This is a genomic window from Pectobacterium peruviense, assembly GCF_002847345.1.
GTDB classification, from domain to species: Bacteria; Pseudomonadota; Gammaproteobacteria; order Enterobacterales; family Enterobacteriaceae; genus Pectobacterium; species Pectobacterium peruviense.
Map to the genome: position 1 here is coordinate 64,625 of NZ_LXFV01000021.1, position 18,189 is coordinate 82,813.

General features: G+C 50.8%; 15 protein-coding genes and 1 other annotated feature. Of the genes, 4 read left to right on the forward strand and 11 right to left on the reverse strand.

The features are described 5' to 3' along the window. Positions 1-286: 286 nt before the first annotated feature. Complete coding sequence (gene dnaJ, locus A0G03_RS15575; RefSeq protein ID WP_048262435.1) at positions 287-1,423, reverse strand: molecular chaperone DnaJ; 1,137 nt, start codon at positions 1,421-1,423, stop codon at positions 287-289. Between the two features lie 108 nt (positions 1,424-1,531). Further along, positions 1,532-3,439, reverse strand: a complete 1,908-nt coding sequence (gene dnaK, locus A0G03_RS15580; RefSeq protein WP_048262436.1) for a molecular chaperone DnaK — start codon at positions 3,437-3,439, stop codon at positions 1,532-1,534. A gap of 483 nt (positions 3,440-3,922) precedes the next feature. Between dnaK and satP the strand changes: the two genes are divergently transcribed. Then, the gene (satP, locus tag A0G03_RS15585; protein WP_005973207.1) at positions 3,923-4,498 is read left to right on the forward strand and encodes an acetate uptake transporter; all 576 of its coding nucleotides are present in this window, start codon (positions 3,923-3,925) and stop codon (positions 4,496-4,498) included. Positions 4,499-4,621: 123 nt separating this feature from the next. Here the strand turns inward: satP and A0G03_RS15590 are convergent, their stop codons facing one another. Then, complete coding sequence (locus tag A0G03_RS15590) at positions 4,622-5,959, reverse strand: MFS transporter (protein WP_048262438.1); 1,338 nt, start codon at positions 5,957-5,959, stop codon at positions 4,622-4,624. A 127-nt stretch (positions 5,960-6,086) separates the two neighbouring features. Further along, positions 6,087-6,674: a molybdopterin adenylyltransferase gene (mog, locus tag A0G03_RS15595; protein ID WP_048262439.1), complete on the reverse strand. Its 588-nt coding sequence runs from the start codon at positions 6,672-6,674 to the stop codon at positions 6,087-6,089. Positions 6,675-7,064: 390 nt separating this feature from the next. On the opposite strand from mog, the gene A0G03_RS15600 reads away from it, so the two are divergent. Continuing rightward, positions 7,065-8,153: a GGDEF domain-containing protein gene (locus A0G03_RS15600; RefSeq protein ID WP_048262441.1), complete on the forward strand. Its 1,089-nt coding sequence runs from the start codon at positions 7,065-7,067 to the stop codon at positions 8,151-8,153. Between the two features lie 76 nt (positions 8,154-8,229). Here the strand turns inward: A0G03_RS15600 and tal are convergent, their stop codons facing one another. Further along, complete coding sequence (gene tal, locus A0G03_RS15605) at positions 8,230-9,183, reverse strand: transaldolase (protein WP_048262443.1); 954 nt, start codon at positions 9,181-9,183, stop codon at positions 8,230-8,232. 309 nt (positions 9,184-9,492) lie between these two features. On the opposite strand from tal, the gene yaaA reads away from it, so the two are divergent. Continuing rightward, positions 9,493-10,266: a peroxide stress protein YaaA gene (yaaA, locus tag A0G03_RS15610; RefSeq protein WP_048262444.1), complete on the forward strand. Its 774-nt coding sequence runs from the start codon at positions 9,493-9,495 to the stop codon at positions 10,264-10,266. Positions 10,267-10,328: 62 nt separating this feature from the next. Here yaaA and thrC read toward each other — a convergent pair whose 3' ends face one another. The 5 genes from thrC to A0G03_RS15635 form a co-directional block, all read right to left on the reverse strand. Then, complete coding sequence (gene thrC / locus A0G03_RS15615; RefSeq protein ID WP_048262446.1) at positions 10,329-11,618, reverse strand: threonine synthase; 1,290 nt, start codon at positions 11,616-11,618, stop codon at positions 10,329-10,331. A gap of 3 nt (positions 11,619-11,621) precedes the next feature. Then, the gene (gene thrB / locus A0G03_RS15620; RefSeq protein ID WP_048262448.1) at positions 11,622-12,551 is read right to left on the reverse strand and encodes a homoserine kinase; all 930 of its coding nucleotides are present in this window, start codon (positions 12,549-12,551) and stop codon (positions 11,622-11,624) included. A 2-nt stretch (positions 12,552-12,553) separates the two neighbouring features. Next, positions 12,554-15,013, reverse strand: coding sequence for a bifunctional aspartate kinase/homoserine dehydrogenase I (gene thrA, locus A0G03_RS15625; RefSeq protein WP_048262450.1), 2,460 nt, complete (start codon positions 15,011-15,013; stop codon positions 12,554-12,556). Positions 15,014-15,106: 93 nt separating this feature from the next. Further along, positions 15,107-15,222: a sequence feature (Thr leader region), on the reverse strand. Continuing rightward, positions 15,161-15,247 carry a thr operon leader peptide gene (gene thrL / locus A0G03_RS22130; protein ID WP_071531141.1) on the reverse strand — a complete coding sequence of 29 codons (87 nt, stop codon included), beginning with the start codon at positions 15,245-15,247 and terminating at the stop codon, positions 15,161-15,163. Its footprint overlaps the feature before it by 62 nt. 193 nt (positions 15,248-15,440) lie before the next feature. Next, the gene (locus tag A0G03_RS15635; RefSeq protein ID WP_048262452.1) at positions 15,441-16,127 is read right to left on the reverse strand and encodes a tRNA/rRNA methyltransferase; all 687 of its coding nucleotides are present in this window, start codon (positions 16,125-16,127) and stop codon (positions 15,441-15,443) included. Between the two features lie 776 nt (positions 16,128-16,903). Here A0G03_RS15635 and arcA point away from each other — a divergent pair. Then, on the forward strand, positions 16,904-17,620 hold the full coding sequence (arcA, locus tag A0G03_RS15640; RefSeq protein WP_048262454.1) for a two-component system response regulator ArcA: 717 nt from the start codon (positions 16,904-16,906) through the stop codon (positions 17,618-17,620). A 56-nt stretch (positions 17,621-17,676) separates the two neighbouring features. Here arcA and creA read toward each other — a convergent pair whose 3' ends face one another. Then, positions 17,677-18,159, reverse strand: coding sequence for a protein CreA (gene creA / locus A0G03_RS15645; protein ID WP_048262455.1), 483 nt, complete (start codon positions 18,157-18,159; stop codon positions 17,677-17,679). Positions 18,160-18,189 lie beyond the last annotated feature (30 nt).

Sequence of the window (18,189 nt, forward strand, 5' to 3'; positions counted from 1 at the left end):
ACTTAATCTCCCATCAGGTGCGAACGTCAATACCAAACATCCGCTTTCTTGCTGGCAAGATTACGCAATTCAATCACTCGTTAAAAGCAGATTAAAACTGGCTTAAAACTCGAAAAAATCGATCTATCGAATTGAGATTGTGTAGAGGAAGGAATAAAAAAACGTCGGGAGCGTTTTTCAACGTTGCATAGCAACGGCCTCAGGGTGACGGACAAATATATCCGTCATAAAAAAACCGGCGGGTTTAACCCCACCGGTCTTTCTATCACGCGTTAACGATTGTCGATTAACGGGTCAAGTCGTCGAAAAACTTCTTCACGCCATCGAAAAAGTTTTTCGAGCGTGGGCTGTTTCTTTCACCAGACGGGCCACCGAAGCTCTCGTCAAGTTCTTGCAGCAGTTGTCTCTGGCGCTCGTTCAGATTAACCGGCGTTTCCACAACCACACGGCACAGCAGATCGCCCTGCGCACCACCGCGAACCGATTTCACACCTTTTCCACGCATACGGAACAATTTCCCGGTTTGCGTTTCTGCAGGCACTTTCAGCTTCACGCGGCCATCCAGCGTCGGGACTTCAATCTCGCCGCCTAATGCTGCCATTGCAAAGTTGATCGGCACTTCGCAGTACAGATTGTTTTCTTCACGTTGGAAGATCGGGTGCGCTTTAACCTGCACCTGAACGTACAAATCACCTGACGGTGCACCGTGCTCGCCTGCTTCACCTTCGCCGGACAAGCGGATACGGTCACCCGTGTCCACACCCGCCGGAATTTTCACCGACAGCGTTTTGCTCTTCTCTACGCGACCGTGACCGTGACACTTGATGCACGGATCCTTAATGATCTTGCCACGACCGTGACAGTGCGGACACGCCTGCTGCACGGTAAAGAAGCCCTGGCGCATCTGCACCTGGCCGTTACCATGACAGGTTGGACAGGTGATCGGTGAGCTACCCGGCTTCGCACCGTTGCCGTGGCATACATCACACTCTTCCAGCGCGGGAATACGGATCTCTTTGGTGACGCCACGTACCGCTTCTTCCAGCGTCAACTCCATGTTGTAGCGTAAATCGGATCCACGGCTCGCGCGCTGACGGCGACCACCGCCAAAAATGTCCCCGAACACGTCGCCAAAAATATCACCAAAATCGGCACCGCCGCCGCCAAAGCCAGCACCGCCTCCGCCCATACCACCTTGCTCAAACGCTGCGTGACCGTACTGATCGTAGGCTGCGCGTTTTTGCGAATCGATAAGGATTTCGTAAGCTTCTTTGATCTCTTTGAACTTGGCTTCTGCCTCGCTATCACCAGGATTACGATCCGGGTGGTACTTCATCGCCAGACGCTTGTACGCTTTCTTTATTTCGCGATCGTCCGCGTTTTTAGCAACGCCTAGGCTTTCGTAATAATCTTGCTTCGCCATTTCTTTTCCTGCCCCTCAACATGCGTGCACGGGCGCAGAGTTTCCTCGACGCCCGTGCTGATTGCCAGCAATAGCCCTGTAGCTGCTATTGCGCCCGCTTAAGGGCGATTACTTTTTATCTTTTACTTCTTCAAACTCAGCATCAACGACATCGTCGTCGCGACGAGCAGAGGCATCATCAGCGGCGCCTTCAGCACCAGGCTGTGGCTGAGACGCTTCCAGCAGCTTGCCAGAAACCTGAACCAGTGCCTGAATTTTCGCTTCGATTTCTGCCTTGTCTTCACCTTTCAGCGCGCTTTCCAGCGCTTTCAGTGCGTCCTCAATGGCAGTTTTGTCATCAGCGGCCAGTTTATCGCCCACTTCTTCCAGCTGCTTACGCGTACTGTGCAGCAGGTGATCGCCCTGGTTACGTGCCTGAACCAGCTCTTCAAACTTACGGTCAGCTTCAGCATTCGCTTCTGCATCGCGTACCATTTTCTGAATTTCTTCTTCGTTCAGACCAGAAGATGCCTTGATGGTGATCTTCTGCTCACGGCCGCTGTTTTTGTCTTTCGCGGAAACGTGCAGGATACCATCCGCATCGATGTCGAAAGTGACTTCGATCTGCGGCATACCGCGCGGTGCAGCCTGAATACCATCCAGGTTAAACTGACCCAGAGATTTGTTGTCATGCGCACGCTTACGCTCACCCTGCAGAACATGAATCGTTACTGCAGACTGATTGTCTTCCGCCGTTGAGAACACCTGACTGTGTTTCGTCGGGATCGTGGTGTTTTTAGCGATCAGCGCCGTCATCACGCCGCCCATGGTTTCGATACCCAGAGACAGCGGGCTTACGTCCAGCAGCAGAACGTCTTTCACGTCACCAGACAAGACACCGCCCTGAACCGCAGCACCAATGGCAACCGCTTCGTCCGGGTTCACGTCTTTACGTGGCTCTTTACCGAAGAAGTCAGCGACTTTCTTCTGTACCAGAGGCATACGCGTCTGACCACCAACCAAAATCACGTCCTGAATTTCAGAAACGGACAGGCCAGCATCCTGCAACGCCACTTTCAGCGGCTCAAGAGAACGGTTCACCAGCTCTTCTACCAGTGATTCCAGTTTCGCACGCGTCACTTTGATGTTCAGGTGCTTAGGACCGGTAGCATCCGCCGTAATGTACGGCAGGTTAACGTCGGTCTGCTGTGCAGAAGACAGCTCGATCTTGGCTTTTTCTGCGGCTTCTTTCAGACGCTGCATTGCCAGCGGGTCGTTGCGCAGGTCGAAACCTTGCTCTTTCTTAAATTCGTCAACCAGATAGTTGATCATGCGGCTATCGAAGTCTTCACCACCCAGGTGCGTGTCACCGTTGGTTGCCAAAACTTCGAAGGTTTTTTCGCCATCAACTTCGTCGATTTCGATAATAGAAATATCGAACGTACCGCCGCCCAGGTCGTAAACCGCGATAGTACGGTTGCCGACTTCTTTATCCAGGCCGTACGCCAGCGCTGCCGCTGTCGGTTCGTTGATGATACGTTTGACTTCCAGACCCGCAATACGGCCAGCATCTTTGGTTGCTTGACGCTGAGCATCGTTAAAGTAAGCCGGTACGGTGATAACCGCTTCGGTGATCGTCTCACCCAGATAGTCTTCCGCCGTTTTCTTCATTTTTTTCAGCACTTCAGCTGAAATCTGCGGCGGAGCCATTTTCTGATCTTTCACTTCCAACCATGCATCGCCATTATCTGCTGCGATGATTTTGTACGGCATGATGTTGGAATCACGCTGGACTTCTTCGTCTTTAAAACGACGGCCAATCAGACGCTTGATAGCAAACAGTGTATTTTGCGGGTTAGTCACTGCCTGACGTTTAGCCGGTTGGCCAACCAGAATTTCACCGTCTTGCGTATAAGCAATGATTGAAGGCGTGGTGCGATCGCCTTCGCTATTTTCCAGTACTTTTACCTGAGTACCGTCAATAATCGCGACACAAGAGTTGGTTGTACCCAGGTCGATACCAATAATCTTACCCATCTAAACATCTCCACTAAAAAGTCATATTCGGTATGGTGGTTAAACCTACTGTGCGGGCGAAATGTCGTTTTTCAACAAGATTTCTCGTTTTCCAACGACACACCCTCGTTTTTCATCAGCAGCACACGTCTCATTTTCATGCTAACCACCGATGTAACGGCCCAACACACGCCTTTGCGGCAGGTCAAACTGTTTCGGTTGGAAATAAGATGGGGCCAACATTTCTATCATCAAGGGGGGAAGATGAAAAAAAATGACCTTTATCCCTCGTACGATCAAACTATTCTGCCTTCCCCATGTTGTGTCCATTCCAAACGCCCGATATGATGCCGCGCTCGCTACAGAAATGGGAACATTTCCCTACACAATGGCGGGCAATAACACCTAAACGACACCTATCCCAACGTGATTGGCGCATCCGCTAACCTTAATGCCGCGCCCGACGCGAAGGGACTATTAATAATCTGTTATTGCAGAGGATTTATGAGCACGAACACGTTGGCAAATCCTGGTCCATTAGGACTGATGGGCTTCGGGATGACCACTATTCTGTTGAACCTGCACAACGCAGGCTTTTTCCCACTTTCTTCCATCATTCTTAGCATGGGTATTTTCTACGGCGGTATTGCCCAGATCCTGGCTGGCCTGCTGGAATATAAAAAAGGGAATACGTTTGGCGTGACGGCGTTCACGTCTTACGGCGCATTCTGGCTGACGCTGGTTGCCATTCTCGTACTGCCTAAAATGGGTCTGGCGGAAGCCAGCGACGCGCAGTTCCTTGGCGTATTCCTTGGCCTGTGGGGCGTCTTCACGCTGTTTATGTTCTTCGGCACATTCGGCACCAACCGCGCACTGCAGTTTGTCTTCGGCAGTCTGACCGTGCTGTTTGCTCTGTTGGCTGTGGGTAACTTTACCGGCAACCACGCACTGCTGACCTTCGCGGGTTACGAAGGTATCATCTGTGGCGCTAGCGCCATTTATCTGGCAATGGCTGAAGTGCTGAACGAGAAGTTTGGCCGCACCGTACTGCCAATTGGTGCACGCGGCGCGTCACACTAAGTTCTAACGCACGATAAGTACCGACGCGATAGACACTGTCTATAAGCACTAGCCCGCGTTAAATGCTAACGAGCCCTGTCAACCTGACAGGGCTCGTTTGTTTTTGACAAAGATAAAATACGTTTACACTTCGACGGGTGAACGATCGCGCGCGTTGCTATCGGCAGAAGTACGTGAGTCAGCATCCAGATCGCGTTGCAAATAAACACCCAACAGCAATCCCACCGCGGCCAGCGTCAGAACATAGAATGCCGGTGCCATTGGCGTCACCTTCATGATCAGCGTAACAAAAACGGGCGTCAGGCCACCGAAAATGGCATAGGAAACATTGTAGGAAAAAGAGATTCCCGAGAACCGCACGGCAGCCGGAAACGCCCGCACCATGACATAAGGCACGCCGCCCACCACGCCAACGCTGAGCCCTACAATTGCATAGCTGACAAAGAGCAACGTCGTACTGCTTGCCGCCGAACTGTAAAAAAACCAGCTACATGCCGCCAGCGACAGGCTACCTATAATGAACAGCTTACTGGCACCAAAGCGATCAACCAACAGCCCTGAACCGACGCAGCCCACCATCAGGGCAATCGTTGCCAGACAGTTCGCCTGCAATGCCAGCGCAGCAGGAATGCCGTGGACTTTTTGTAGGTAGGTCGGCGCCATCAGAATAACGACGACGATGCACGCAGACAGCAGCCAGGTCAGCAGCATTGAAACCACAATTGCACGTTTATGATTTAAGACGACCGATTTCAACGGCAACTCTTCTGCCAGTTTTTTCTTCGTCTGCATTTCCATAAAAATGGGCGTTTCCTGTAACCAGCGACGCAGATACATCGCCACAAGGCCAAATACCCCGCCGATGAAGAACGGCAGACGCCAACCGCCACCGGACATCTGCTCTGGCGTGAGCACCGTATTCAGCAGCGTCGCGATCAGCGAACCCAGCAGAATCCCCATGGTCAAGCCAGCAGTCAGCGTACCGCAGGCAAATCCAATGCGGGCGCGAGGCACATGCTCGGCAACAAAGACCCACGCACCGGGGACTTCTCCGCCGATTGCTGCACCTTGTAATACGCGCATTAACAGCAGTAAAAGCGGAGCCGCAATACCAATGGCTTCATAGGTCGGCAGCAGGCCCATTGCCAGCGTCGGTAACGCCATCAGCAATATGCTCAGGCTGAACATTTTCTTACGTCCGCTCTTATCGCCAAAGTGGGCCATGATGATGCCCCCAAGCGGGCGAGCCAGATAGCCTGCGGCAAAAATACCGAACGTCTGTACCTGCCGTAGCCATTCAGGAATATCTGGCGGGAAGAAGAGATCGCCAATCACGGCAGCAAAGAAGACGAAAATAATAAAATCGTAAAACTCTAACGCGCCACCCAGCGCAGCCAGAGACAGCGTTTTATAGTCCTGCCGATTCAACCGGCGAGGATGGGCGTGTTGATCCTGAGTCATAAGTTACCGTGCATTGCCAGAGTGAGAAAAGAAGAACGCCACCGCAGTGTGTAAAGTAGAAATTACTATAGCGGCAAAATTTTTATACACCAGCAAAGCTGAATCTTATGTTTCAAATCGCCTAACTTCAGTCTTTTATTTCGCGCACGGCATTTTTAGGGCGAAAAGCTGCTACAACACCCGCATTGGTTTCAATGTAAGGGCCTTCCAGCAGTTGGATACAATACGGTACGCTGGCAAAGATACCGGCCACAATCACCTTGCCATCAGCATCTTTTAAGCCTTCCAGCGTTTCCTTAATCGACTTGGGCTGCCCCGGCAGATTGAGAATCAGTGCCTGCTTGCGCAGCACACCAACCTGACGGGAGAGGATGGCGGTAGGAACAAAACGCAGGCTAATTTGTCGCATTTGCTCACCAAATCCCGGCATTTCTCGATCGGCAACGGCCAGCGTGGCATCCGGCGTCACATCACGACGCGCAGGCCCCGTGCCTCCCGTCGTTAGCACCAAGTGACAACCTCGCTCATCCACCAGCTCACACAGCGTTTGTTCAATCATCGGCTGTTCATCCGGTACCAGTCGCGTTTCCACTTCAAAAGGCGTGGTCAGAGCGCTACGGAGCCAGGATTCCAATTCTGGGATGCCTTTGTCCTGATAAACCCCGCCGGAAGCGCGATCGGATACGGAGACCAAACCAATTCGCAATACGTTCATAAGCACCTCATTGTAAACAAAACACCAATTTTATCAGGATATTGAAGGCTTTTAGAAAACAATTAGCGTTCATGAGGAAATTCACACGACATCCGTTATTTCACATCATGTACGATATGACATTTGATAATAGTTATTAATTGTCGTCTCAAAAAAAAGCAATAGAATCACGTAAATTAATAATACCGTGGCGAAATTAAAATTTAAAAATAGTCGGCGAATAAAAAAGATCGCTTACCCATTAAGAGCGAATGAAATAAGCCGATATATTAAAGAGAAAAGGGTGATATCCGCCACGACAGAACATCACGTAAAATCAAATAATATGATAAAATTAAAGCACTTCTTTAGTATCACAATAAGTAAAAAAGCCTTATCAAGAAAGTCGCCATGAACGATCTTAAGTATAAGATACTTAAACTTTTTGCCCATCCGACGTACGCCTTTTTCCTGTTCGGGGCGATTTCCTTTATCCTCACCATCATTATTATGCATGAAGCCAACAAATCGACCTGGAAAGCAGAACGGACAAATCTCGATACCGCAATCAAAACCTACGGCTCCTACAGAAACAGCGGTGAAGTAACAGAAAGCGACATGGTTCGGCAATCCGGCACTTATTTGTCTTCACGTACCAGAACATTCGCGTTTAACACGCGGGATTCACGTAGCGAATGCATAAACAAGCTTTCTTCTTCCGACCTCAACTTCAACGACATGGCCGTTATTCGCACCTGCCAAAATAAGCTGCCCTCTATTGGAGATTATGCAGGTAAAGACACGCTGACGGTTATCTTCCCTATTCTGTCACCAACCGATGAATTACTGGGTATTTGGATAAGGACGACGTCGGAACACCCACAGCCATCATTTATCCAGACGCTGCTTTCCCTGTCATCGACCCTCATTATTCTTGGCAGTGTGCTGATTTTTGCTATTTTAGGCAGCCTACTGTCAGTACTGACGAAAAAATATTTGGTGGAATTGCCGATCATCGCGCGGTATGACGATCTCACTGGCTATTTACGACGAGACGCTTTCTTTCTGGCCGCGAATAAAGCCTTTAGTATCGCCAATCTGACTAAGCGCCCCGTTAGCGTCATTCTGATCGACATCGACTACTTTAAGCAGGTGAACGATAGTTTCGGCCATAGCGTCGGTGATGATGCCCTGAAGTTTGTTGCTGATACCTTCAAAAAATCATTTCGTCGTGACGATATTTTTGGTCGTATTGGCGGCGATGAATTCGCGATCGTGCTACCGAATATTGGATTAGACGATGCCTATACCATCGTGGATAAAGCAAGAGAACGCGTTAGCGAGACGCCTTGTGAAACGGCCGCGGGGAAAATCAGGTTAACGGTTAGTATTGGACTGGTGGAATACTATATCGCAGGGGAAGACCTCAGCGAGGTAATGAAGCGTGCCGATGACAATCTTTATATCGCGAAGAAAACCCGTAATGCGACGGCCAAATAGACTTCCTCCCTCCACGACATCAAACCGCAGACAAAAAAATAGCCGGGAGCCCCGGCTATTTTTATCAGCAGAATGTTTACAGTAAATCTGCAATCATCTTTTCCAGTTTTTCCTGGTCGATAGCAAATTTACGGATCCCGTCGGCCAGTTTATCAATCGCCATTGGATCCTGGTTATGCTGCCAGTAGAACTCAGCTTCCGTCATTTTCGCTGGGCGAACTTTCACGTCACCAACGTAAGACAGTTTGCGCACCAGTTCGCCTTCGCTTTCTGACAACTCTTTCAGCAAAGCTGGAGCGATCGTCAGGCGGTCACACCCGGCCAATTCCAGAATCTCGCCAACGTTACGGAAGCTCGCGCCCATCACAACGGTTTCATAGCCGTACTCTTTGTAGTAATCATAGATTTCACTGACGGAAACCACGCCTGGATCTTCATGCGGCGCGAATTCTTTCTTATCGCCATTGGCTTTGTACCAGTCAAGAATACGGCCAACAAACGGTGAAATCAGGAACACGCCGGCTTCAGCACAGGCACGCGCCTGCGCAAAGGAGAACAGCAGCGTCAGGTTACAGTTGATGCCTTCTTTTTCCAGTTGCTCCGCCGCGCGGATACCCTGCCAGGTTGAAGCCAGTTTAATCAGGATACGCTCGTTGCTGATGCCCGCGTCGTTGTACAGCTTGATCAGGTGTTTTGCCTTCGCCACACTAGCTTCAGTGTCATAAGACAAACGCGCATCCACTTCTGTAGAGATGCGGCCTGGGATCAATTTTAAGATTTCGAGACCGATATTGACCGCCAGTTTATCCGTAGCATCCACGACCTGCTGTTTGCGATCGCTGCTCTGCTCACGCGCCCAGGCAATCGCCTCGTCGATCAGCTTGCGGTATTCAGGAATTTGCGCAGCGTTCAGAATCAGTGAAGGGTTGGTGGTCGCATCTTGCGGTTGGTACAGTTTCATTGCCGCAATATCGCCGGTATCAGCTACAACCGTGGTAAATTGGCGTAGGGAAGTCAGTTTATCCGTCATGTTGGCATGTCTCGTTGTTTATACGTGGTGCTCGTGAATGAAAATAGCTTGTACTCGTATATGAATCGACTTGTTATCTAATCCGTTGGCTGTCTGTTTTGCGCCTAAATCTGATAATAACACGCGCACTTTCCCGCGCAAGCCAGCTGTTAATCCTGTCCACACAGCCCTATCTATTACCCGACTGAAATTATTGCACTTGAAAATTGAAGCATCTTGAAAGATGAAGCTATTGTAGCCATCGCCGCTTTCTTATCGGGTTCTTGCTATAGTAGACGCATCAAGAATCAGACCGACAGGACATGGCGCATGCTTATTACTATTTCACCCGCAAAAACGCTCGACTACACCAGTCCTTTGGCAACGACGCGCTATACCCAGCCAGAGCTTCTGGACTATTCCAGTAAGCTGATTGGCGTGTGTAAAAAGCTGACGCCAGCACAGATCGCCTCACTGATGAGCATCAGCGATAAACTGGCTGACCTTAACGCGGGCCGCTTTAACGAGTGGCACCCCGATTTCACACCGGAGAACGCGCGTCAGGCTCTGCTGGCGTTTAAGGGCGATGTTTATACTGGATTAGCCGCAGAAGATTTCAGCGAAGATGACTTCGATTTCGCCCAGCAGCATCTGCGTATGCTGTCGGGTCTGTACGGCGTATTGCGTCCGCTGGATTTGATGCAGCCGTATCGGCTGGAAATGGGCACCAAACTGGAAAATAAAGCAGGTAAAGACCTCTACAGTTTCTGGGGTGACACCATCACTGAAAAGCTGAATCACGCGTTGCGCGATCAAGGTGACGACGTGCTGATTAATCTGGCATCGGATGAATATTTCAGAGCCGTCAAACCGAAAAAGCTCAATGCACGCCTGATCAAACCCATCTTTTTGGATGAAAAAAACGGTAAATTTAAGGTAATCAGTTTCTACGCGAAGAAAGCGCGCGGCCTGATGAGTCGTTTCATTATTCAAAATCGCCTGACTCAACCGGAACAGTTGAAAGCGTTTAATCTGGACGGTTACTTCTTTGAAGCAGCAAGTTCTTCAACTGATGAGCTGGTGTTCAAGCGCCACGAGCAGTAAGTCAAAAACGTAAAAAGGGCGGAATTCTCCGCCCTTATCCTTCGGTCTTTATCGCTACAATCTTATTCCGGCAGAGACATCAGGAATTCACGCAGCGGTGCAAAGTCATCTGGCAGGTTGTGCGACAGCAGCTCCAGATCGGCACGCTCAGCCAACGCTTCCGGCAGATCCAGCTCTTTGCCCAGAATTTCTTCTACGCTTTCCTTGAATTTCGCCGGGTGCGCCGTACCCAGGAACAGGCCGAACTCGCCAGCTTGCAGTTGATCGCGCAGCAGACGGTAAGCAATCGCAGCGTGCGGCTCGGAGACATAGCCTAACGCATCCAACTGGTGCAGGGTTTCTTTCGTGGTGTCATCACTCACCGCACCAAAGCCCAGCGTTTTCAACTGCCAGTTCTTACGGCGGAACAATTCCTCCACGCGCGGCCAGTTGTTCGGCTGGCTCACATCCATCGCGTTAGATAAGGTTGCCACCGTTTTATTCGGTTCCCAGTTACCCTTGCTCAGGAAGCGCGGCACGGTGTCATTAGCATTAGTCGCCGCAATGAAACGCTTGATCGGTAGACCCAGCGATTTCGCCAGCAGGCCGGCCGTCAGATCGCCGAAGTTACCGCTCGGTACAGAAACCACCAGTTGGTTACGCGCTTCCTGCGGCAGTTGTGCAACGGCTTCAAAGTAGTAGCAGATTTGTGCCAGCAAACGGCTGATGTTGATAGAGTTCGCTGAGTTCAGACCAATTGCCTTTTTCAGTTCTTCATCATCAAACGCTTTTTTCACCAATGCCTGACAGGCATCGAAATCACTGTCGATAGCGATGGTGTGAATGTTGCCACCTAGCGTACAGAACAGTTTTTCCTGCAACGGGCTGATTTTGCCTTGCGGATACAGGATCACGACACGGACATTTTTCAGACCATAAAAGGCGTGCGCCACAGCCGCACCGGTGTCGCCAGAGGTCGCCGTCAGAATAGTGATTTTCTCGTCGCCAGAAACTTCAGTCAGCATTTGCGCCATAAAGCGGCCGCCGAAATCTTTAAAAGCCAGCGTCGGGCCGTGGAACAATTCTAGCGTAGCGATATCTTCTTCGACTGGTGCGATAGGTGCAGGGAACGCAAAGGCCGCTTTGACACGCTCAAACACAGTTTCAGCCGCAATTTCATCGCCGATATAGGCAGACAGAATACGGCTGCTACGGGTGACAAAATCCAGATCCAGCAAAGCATCAATTTCGGTGCGCTCGAACTCCGGCAATTCCAACGGGAAGAATAGCCCCTGCTGGCTCCCCAGCCCTTGCTTGATAGCCTGAGCAAAACTGACCTGCTCGTTATGATCTTTAAGGTTGTACAGTTTCATGCGTTATCCCAGTTGTCGTGCGCCAGTCGTATCAAGACGGCAAATATGAACAAAACCTTCATCGTTCTGCAAATAGTTATCCCGTAGCCAGTCGGCCAGACGCTGTGCGCTCGCCATGTCGTTGCAGACGGAGAATAACGTTGGGCCAGAGCCGGAAATACCGCAGGCCAGCGCCCCGATATCTTCAGCAGCCTGACGAGCGGCAGCAAAGCCGGGCAGCAGTTTAGTGCGATAAGGTTCTGCGATGACATCCTTCATCAGTTTCGCCGCCAGCTCGGCTTGTCCAGTGTGGCTGGCATGGATAAAGCCCGCCAGATAGCGACCGTGGCTAATGCAATCCTGACGACGATATTGCGCAGGCAGAATCGCGCGCGCTTCGGCAGTTGAGACTTTAATCCCCGGATACGCCATGACCCACAGCCAGTCATCGAACGACGGCACAGGCTGGCTGATAATGCCGTTTTCTTCCAACATCAGTTGGACGCCACCGAGGAAACACGGGGCAACGTTATCGTAGTGAACGCTGCCGGAAATGCGCCCTTCCAGCTCGCCCATCAGCGTTAGCAGACGGGTGTCATCCAGCGGTTTGCCACAAAATTCGTTCATCGCCATCAGCCCGGCAACAACAGAACAGGCGCTGGAGCCTAGCCCCGAACCGATTGGCATGTTCTTTTCGAGCGTCATCGCCACCGGCACCGTTTTGCCAATTTCCTGACAGAACAGCTCCCAACATTGGTACACAATGTTTTCTTTCGGGTTGTCTGGCAGTTTGCTAACAAAACGCCCTTCATTACGCAGACTGAATAGATCGGCGGCCTCAACAGAGACACAATCACCCAGCAGTGAACCGTCTACAGGTGAAACGGCCGCACCCAGCACATCAAATCCGACGCTGACGTTACCGATTGATGCAGGTGCATATATCTTAACCATAATTATGCTCCCAACTTCCATGACAAGGTGCGCAGCAGATCGGCGAACACACCAGCAGCGGTAACATCGTTACCCGCGCCATACCCGCGCAATACAAGCGGCAGTGGCTGATAATAACGGCTGTAGAACGCCAGCGCATTCTCGCCATCTTTGACTTTAAACAGTGGATCGTTACCGCCAACCGCACTGATTTTGACCTTACAGCGACCTTCTTCAATGACGCCGACATAGCGCAATACTTTACCTTCATCACGCGCTTGTGCAACACGGCTGGCAAACTCATCGTCTGCCGCCGGCAGGCGCTGCATAAAGCTGGCGACATCGCCGGAGGCATCGAAACTGACAGGCAGAACGGACTCCACCTCAATATCACCCAGCTCCAATTGATAGCCCGCTTCACGCGCCAGAATCAGCAGCTTACGTGCAACGTCCATACCAGACAGATCGTCACGTGGATCGGGTTCGGTATAGCCTTTTTCTTTCGCCTGCGAGGTCGCTTCCGACAGCGACATGCCTTCATCGAGTTTACCGAAAATAAAGGACAGCGAGCCAGAGAGAATACCGGTAAAGCGAATCAGCTCATCACCTGCATTCAACAGATTTTGCAGATTCTCAATGACTGGCAGGCCTGCGCCGACGTTAGTGTCATACAAGAAACGACGACGGGATTTCGCCGCTGCGCTACGCAGTTGGTGATAATAGTTCATCGACCCGGTGTTGGCTTTCTTGTTTGGCGTCACCACGTGGAAACCGTCAGCCAGAAAATCTACGTACTGATCGGCTACAGCCTGATTGGACGTACAGTCGACAATAACGGGGTTCAGCAGGTGATACTCTTTAACCAGACGAATCAGACGCCCCAGATTGAACGGCTCACGAGCTTTTGCCAGATCTTCACGCCAGGTGTCCATCGAAACACCGTTAATGTTGGTCAGCATGGCTTTAGAATTGGCGATCCCACACACGCGCAGGTCGATATGCTTGTCTTTCAGCCACGGCTGCTGACGGTGAATCTGCTCCAGCAATGCACCGCCCACGCCACCCACGCCGATAACAAACACGTCGATCACCTGATCGGTGTTAAACAGCATCTGGTGTGCAACGCGTACGCCCGTGGTGGCGACATCATTGTTCACGACAACAGAGATAGAGCGCTCGGATGAGCCCTGCGCGATAGCCACGATATTGATGTTTGCCGTCGCCAGTGCAGAGAACAGACGGGCAGACAGGCCGCGCAGCGTGCGCATACCATCGCCCACCACAGAGATAATCGCCAGACGTTCCATCACATCCAACGGCTCCAGAACGCCTTCTTTCAGTTCCAGATAGAATTCGTCTTCCAGCGTTTTTCTGGCACGCGCCAGTTCGTTCTGCGATACGCAGAAGCTGATGCTGTATTCAGAAGATGACTGCGTGATCAGTACCACCGAGATGCCCGCACGCGACATCGCGGCAAACACACGCGCCGCCATGCCGACCATGCCTTTCATCCCAGGGCCGGATACGTTAACCATCGCCATGTTGTTCAGGTTGGTAATGCCCTTCACCGGATACTGCGTATCGGTGCTGTCCATGCCGATGAGCGTACCGGGAGCCTGAGGATTTTCGGTATTTTTGATAAGGCAGGGAATTTGGAACTGGGCGATAGGAGCGATGGTGCGAGGATGGAGGACTTTGGCGCCGAAATAGGACAGCTCCATCGCCTCCTGATAGGACATCGATTTCAATAACCGGGCGTCTGGTACCTGACGCGGATCGCAAGTATAAACGCCGTCAACATCGGTCCAGATCTCACAACAATCGGCACGCAGACAGGCAGCCAGCACCGCGGCGGAATAGTCTGAACCGTTACGGCCCAACACCACCAGCTCGCCTTTGTCGTTGCCGGCAGTAAAGCCCGCCATCAGGATCACATGATCTTTCGGGATCGCGCTTTCCGCGATACGACGAGTCGACTCAGTGATATCGACGGTAGATTCAAGATAATGTCCCTGCGCGAGCAGTTTCTCGACCGGATTAATGACGGATACCCCATAGCCGCGCGCCTGAAAGACCGCTTCCATGATGGCGATAGACAGTTTTTCCCCTCGGCAGATAATCGCGGCGTTCACGCTGTCAGGACACTGACCCAGCAGAGCGATACCATGCAGAACGTGTTTCAGCTGTGCGAATTCCTGATCCACGAATGCCTTAAGGCGTGCGTGGTCAAAGCCCGCTTGGGATGCTGCAAGACCTTGCAGCAGTGAAGAGAAGATAGTTTCGGCGTCGTTTAAATGAGGCAGGATATCTTGTCCGGCGACGGTTTTCTCAATCATTGCAACCAGATGGTTGGTAATTTTCGCCGGCGCGGACAATACGGTAGCCACCTGTCCCTGGCGCGCGTTATTTTCGATAATGTCGGCAACGCGGGTAAAGCGCTCCGCATTCGCTACTGAAGTCCCGCCAAATTTCAACACTCGCATTTTTATCTGTTCTCCTGAATTTCTGCCAACCAAAACGCTAAAAACGTTTTTTGTATGCCGCTCACAGGCGGCGTTTGAGGGATAACCTGCCATAAAAAAAAAGCCCGCACTGTTCGGTGCGGGCTTTTTCTGGAATCTTGGTATGCGTCAGCCCGCACCGTTACTGGTTGTATCGGTGATGGTAATAATCGTTGTGATTAGGCTGATAGTGCGCATGCTAAAATCGAATCTCATTAGAAGTAGAGTTATCTGCCCTATTAGTTAGGCTAATCGCCCTTTTAAGTCAACGGATTTCTTTTTTTTCTTCTCGCCGAACGAAAGAAACCTACCGCTGAACCCACTACCGAAACAGGAATAAGCCAGACAAACCATTGCCAAAACACACGTATCAAGATGTTCGACTGCCAAAAAAGCCATCTCTGCTATCTTATTTCGGCAATCTTTTTTCAATATCGTGCAGCAACCGATGGAGCATCGCCGTATCGCGCTGCTCTAAACGTCCCAGCCGCTGATGCAGCCAGTTCCGCAACTTTTCATCGTCCTCAACGGCCAAATTGACCAGTAGCCGATCCAAACGATCGTGCAGCGCCGACAATTGGCCCGCTACTGCTGGCTGCACCGCTTCCGGCTTGACATGCATGAGTTCAGCCAACTGGTAACAGTACACCATCACCGCCTGACCCAGATTTAACGAAGGATAATCCGCTTTCATCGGCACGCCAGTCAGCACATCGGCCAGTTCGAGTTCCTCATTCGTCAGGCCGACATCTTCCCGACCAAACACCAACGCCGCAGACGCCATCCACTGCACCTTCTCCTGCAATACCCCTGTCAGCTCCGCTGGCGTACAGTAATAACGATATTTAGCCCGGCTGCGCGCGGTAGTCGCGACAGTAAAATCAACATCGACCAATGCTTCAGCCAGCGTGGAGAATACCTGTACATTATCCAGAATATCCCCCGACGCATGCGCCACCCAACGGGCTGCGGGTTCCTGATGTACAGTACTCCCGACAATACGCAAACTGCTGAACCCCATCGTTTTCATCGCACGGGCTGCCGCCCCTACGTTCTCTGCCCGGGCGGGCTCAACCAAAATAATATGAAACTGCATAGACTCCCCAGTATGGGTTACGTTCGCTCTGGCACTATTTTCGCCAACAGCGAAATAACACGGACGTGTAATCAATCACGATTTATTGATAACGGCTCATTGGTAACGAGTCAGCAATAATTCTCTATCAACAGCTATCCATCCATCACTACGGGTGGAAAATTAACAATAAACCAACAGGATTTCTGGCATCAACTCGGCCTTCGGTAGGAAACATCAGTGATGTCCAATAAATGGGCGGGAAGAGAAAACCACAATAAAAACAAGGTAAATTATTTTATTTCAATAAGTTATAAAAACACCAACGACTGTGTAGCGTCAATTATGATTATTGGCATTTGCTATGCTAAATCGTTCATAAAAAGTGCTAAATTGTGACGTAAACTAGCAATCCTATAAGTGTTTATCACAAAATAGTTAACGTGCTAAAATGAAATTTGATATATGTCAACAGAACCGTAGATTTATCAGCAGGCAAAATCAGTGCTTACTGTTATGTTGCTGTTAATAAGGTTAAACTGTGCGCCACTTTGAGCGCAGTTAAATTAGCGCCACACTCACCCGCTAGCAGTACCTCTAAGCGGGTAGAGAATGAACACCAGTAACGCATTTACGTACTTGAGTCTGATGTTGAGCGAGAGCGTATATTTACCTCGATAAGCTCCAGGGAAATACCCGGAATAACTGGCGTTATAGCCAGCGGGCCAGCAGGGTATGACAGCGACTTCTGTACTTCCGATTTCTATAATTTAAGTTGGCAATTTTAGGTAGCAAACATGCAGACGCCGCACATTCTTATTGTTGAAGACGAGTTGGTAACCCGTAACACCCTCAAAAGCATTTTTGAGGCAGAAGGGTATGTTGTTCACGAAGCCACCGATGGCGCAGAAATGCACCATATTTTGTCTGAGAATGACATCAATCTGGTGATCATGGACATCAATCTGCCAGGGAAAAATGGTCTATTGCTGGCACGTGAACTGCGCGAGCAAGCCACCGTTGCCTTGATGTTCCTCACCGGTCGCGACAATGAAGTCGATAAGATCCTGGGTCTGGAAATCGGTGCGGATGATTACATCACCAAACCGTTCAACCCACGTGAACTGACGATCCGCGCACGTAACCTGCTGTCACGTACCATGAATTTGGGTACAGGCACTGAAGAACGTCGTCTGGTGGAAAGCTATCGTTTCAACGGCTGGGAACTGGACATCAATAGCCGTTCTCTGATCAGCCCAGCTGGTGAGCAATACAAGCTGCCGCGCAGTGAATTCCGCGCGATGCTGCACTTCTGCGAAAACCCGGGCAAGATTCAGTCTCGCGCAGAACTGCTGAAGAAAATGACGGGTCGTGAGCTTAAGCCGCATGACCGTACCGTTGACGTCACCATCCGCCGCATCCGTAAGCATTTTGAATCGACAGCTGATACGCCGGAAATCATCGCGACGATCCACGGTGAAGGCTATCGCTTCTGTGGCGATCTGGAAAATTAATCCCACTCAGCCGGAACAGGCTTCTGTTCCGGCTGTTTTTCCCTTCTTACCGCACGCTACTCGCTCTTTCCCCACGGCATAACTGGCACCGCGCTTAACGCATTCTTCGGCGAACCATCGACCAATCGATCGGAGTAAGCAAGGTAGATCAGAGAATTGCGCTTTTGATCGTAAAATCGAACAACCTGCAACTTCTTGAAAACCAGCGATGTTCTTTTCTGGAATACCACGGTTCCACGATCACCGCCGTTTTTGATTTTATCGGACAGCGTAATCGGCCCAACCTGCTGGCAGGAGATTGCCGCATCTGACGTGTCTTCCGCCAACCCTAGCCCCCCTTTTATTCCGCCTGTTTTGGCTCGGCTGATGTAACAGGTCACGTTTGATACATCAGGATCGTCAAACGCTTCGACCACGATCTTATGATCCGGCCCCAGCAGTTTAAAGACCGTATCGACAGATCCCACCTCTTCCGCACTGGCGGTGCTAACAGCAGATAGCACTAACAGACCCACACTCATGATTCGCTTTATGTTCATAATTTCAGGCTCTGTGATGATTCATGACAA

What these genes read in the sequence shown, in the direction of transcription:
- dnaJ (WP_048262435.1), bottom strand. Translation starts at nt 1,423, where the DNA reads ATGGCGAAGCAAGATTATTACGAAAGCCTAGGCGTTGCTAAAAACGCG.
- dnaK (WP_048262436.1), bottom strand. Translation starts at nt 3,439, where the DNA reads ATGGGTAAGATTATTGGTATCGACCTGGGTACAACCAACTCTTGTGTC.
- satP (WP_005973207.1), top strand. Translation starts at nt 3,923, where the DNA reads ATGAGCACGAACACGTTGGCAAATCCTGGTCCATTAGGACTGATGGGC.
- A0G03_RS15590 (WP_048262438.1), bottom strand. Translation starts at nt 5,959, where the DNA reads ATGACTCAGGATCAACACGCCCATCCTCGCCGGTTGAATCGGCAGGAC.
- mog (WP_048262439.1), bottom strand. Translation starts at nt 6,674, where the DNA reads ATGAACGTATTGCGAATTGGTTTGGTCTCCGTATCCGATCGCGCTTCC.
- A0G03_RS15600 (WP_048262441.1), top strand. Translation starts at nt 7,065, where the DNA reads ATGAACGATCTTAAGTATAAGATACTTAAACTTTTTGCCCATCCGACG.
- tal (WP_048262443.1), bottom strand. Translation starts at nt 9,183, where the DNA reads ATGACGGATAAACTGACTTCCCTACGCCAATTTACCACGGTTGTAGCT.
- yaaA (WP_048262444.1), top strand. Translation starts at nt 9,493, where the DNA reads ATGCTTATTACTATTTCACCCGCAAAAACGCTCGACTACACCAGTCCT.
- thrC (WP_048262446.1), bottom strand. Translation starts at nt 11,618, where the DNA reads ATGAAACTGTACAACCTTAAAGATCATAACGAGCAGGTCAGTTTTGCT.
- thrB (WP_048262448.1), bottom strand. Translation starts at nt 12,551, where the DNA reads ATGGTTAAGATATATGCACCTGCATCAATCGGTAACGTCAGCGTCGGA.
- thrA (WP_048262450.1), bottom strand. Translation starts at nt 15,013, where the DNA reads ATGCGAGTGTTGAAATTTGGCGGGACTTCAGTAGCGAATGCGGAGCGC.
- thrL (WP_071531141.1), bottom strand. Translation starts at nt 15,247, where the DNA reads ATGAGATTCGATTTTAGCATGCGCACTATCAGCCTAATCACAACGATT.
- A0G03_RS15635 (WP_048262452.1), bottom strand. Translation starts at nt 16,127, where the DNA reads ATGCAGTTTCATATTATTTTGGTTGAGCCCGCCCGGGCAGAGAACGTA.
- arcA (WP_048262454.1), top strand. Translation starts at nt 16,904, where the DNA reads ATGCAGACGCCGCACATTCTTATTGTTGAAGACGAGTTGGTAACCCGT.
- creA (WP_048262455.1), bottom strand. Translation starts at nt 18,159, where the DNA reads ATGAACATAAAGCGAATCATGAGTGTGGGTCTGTTAGTGCTATCTGCT.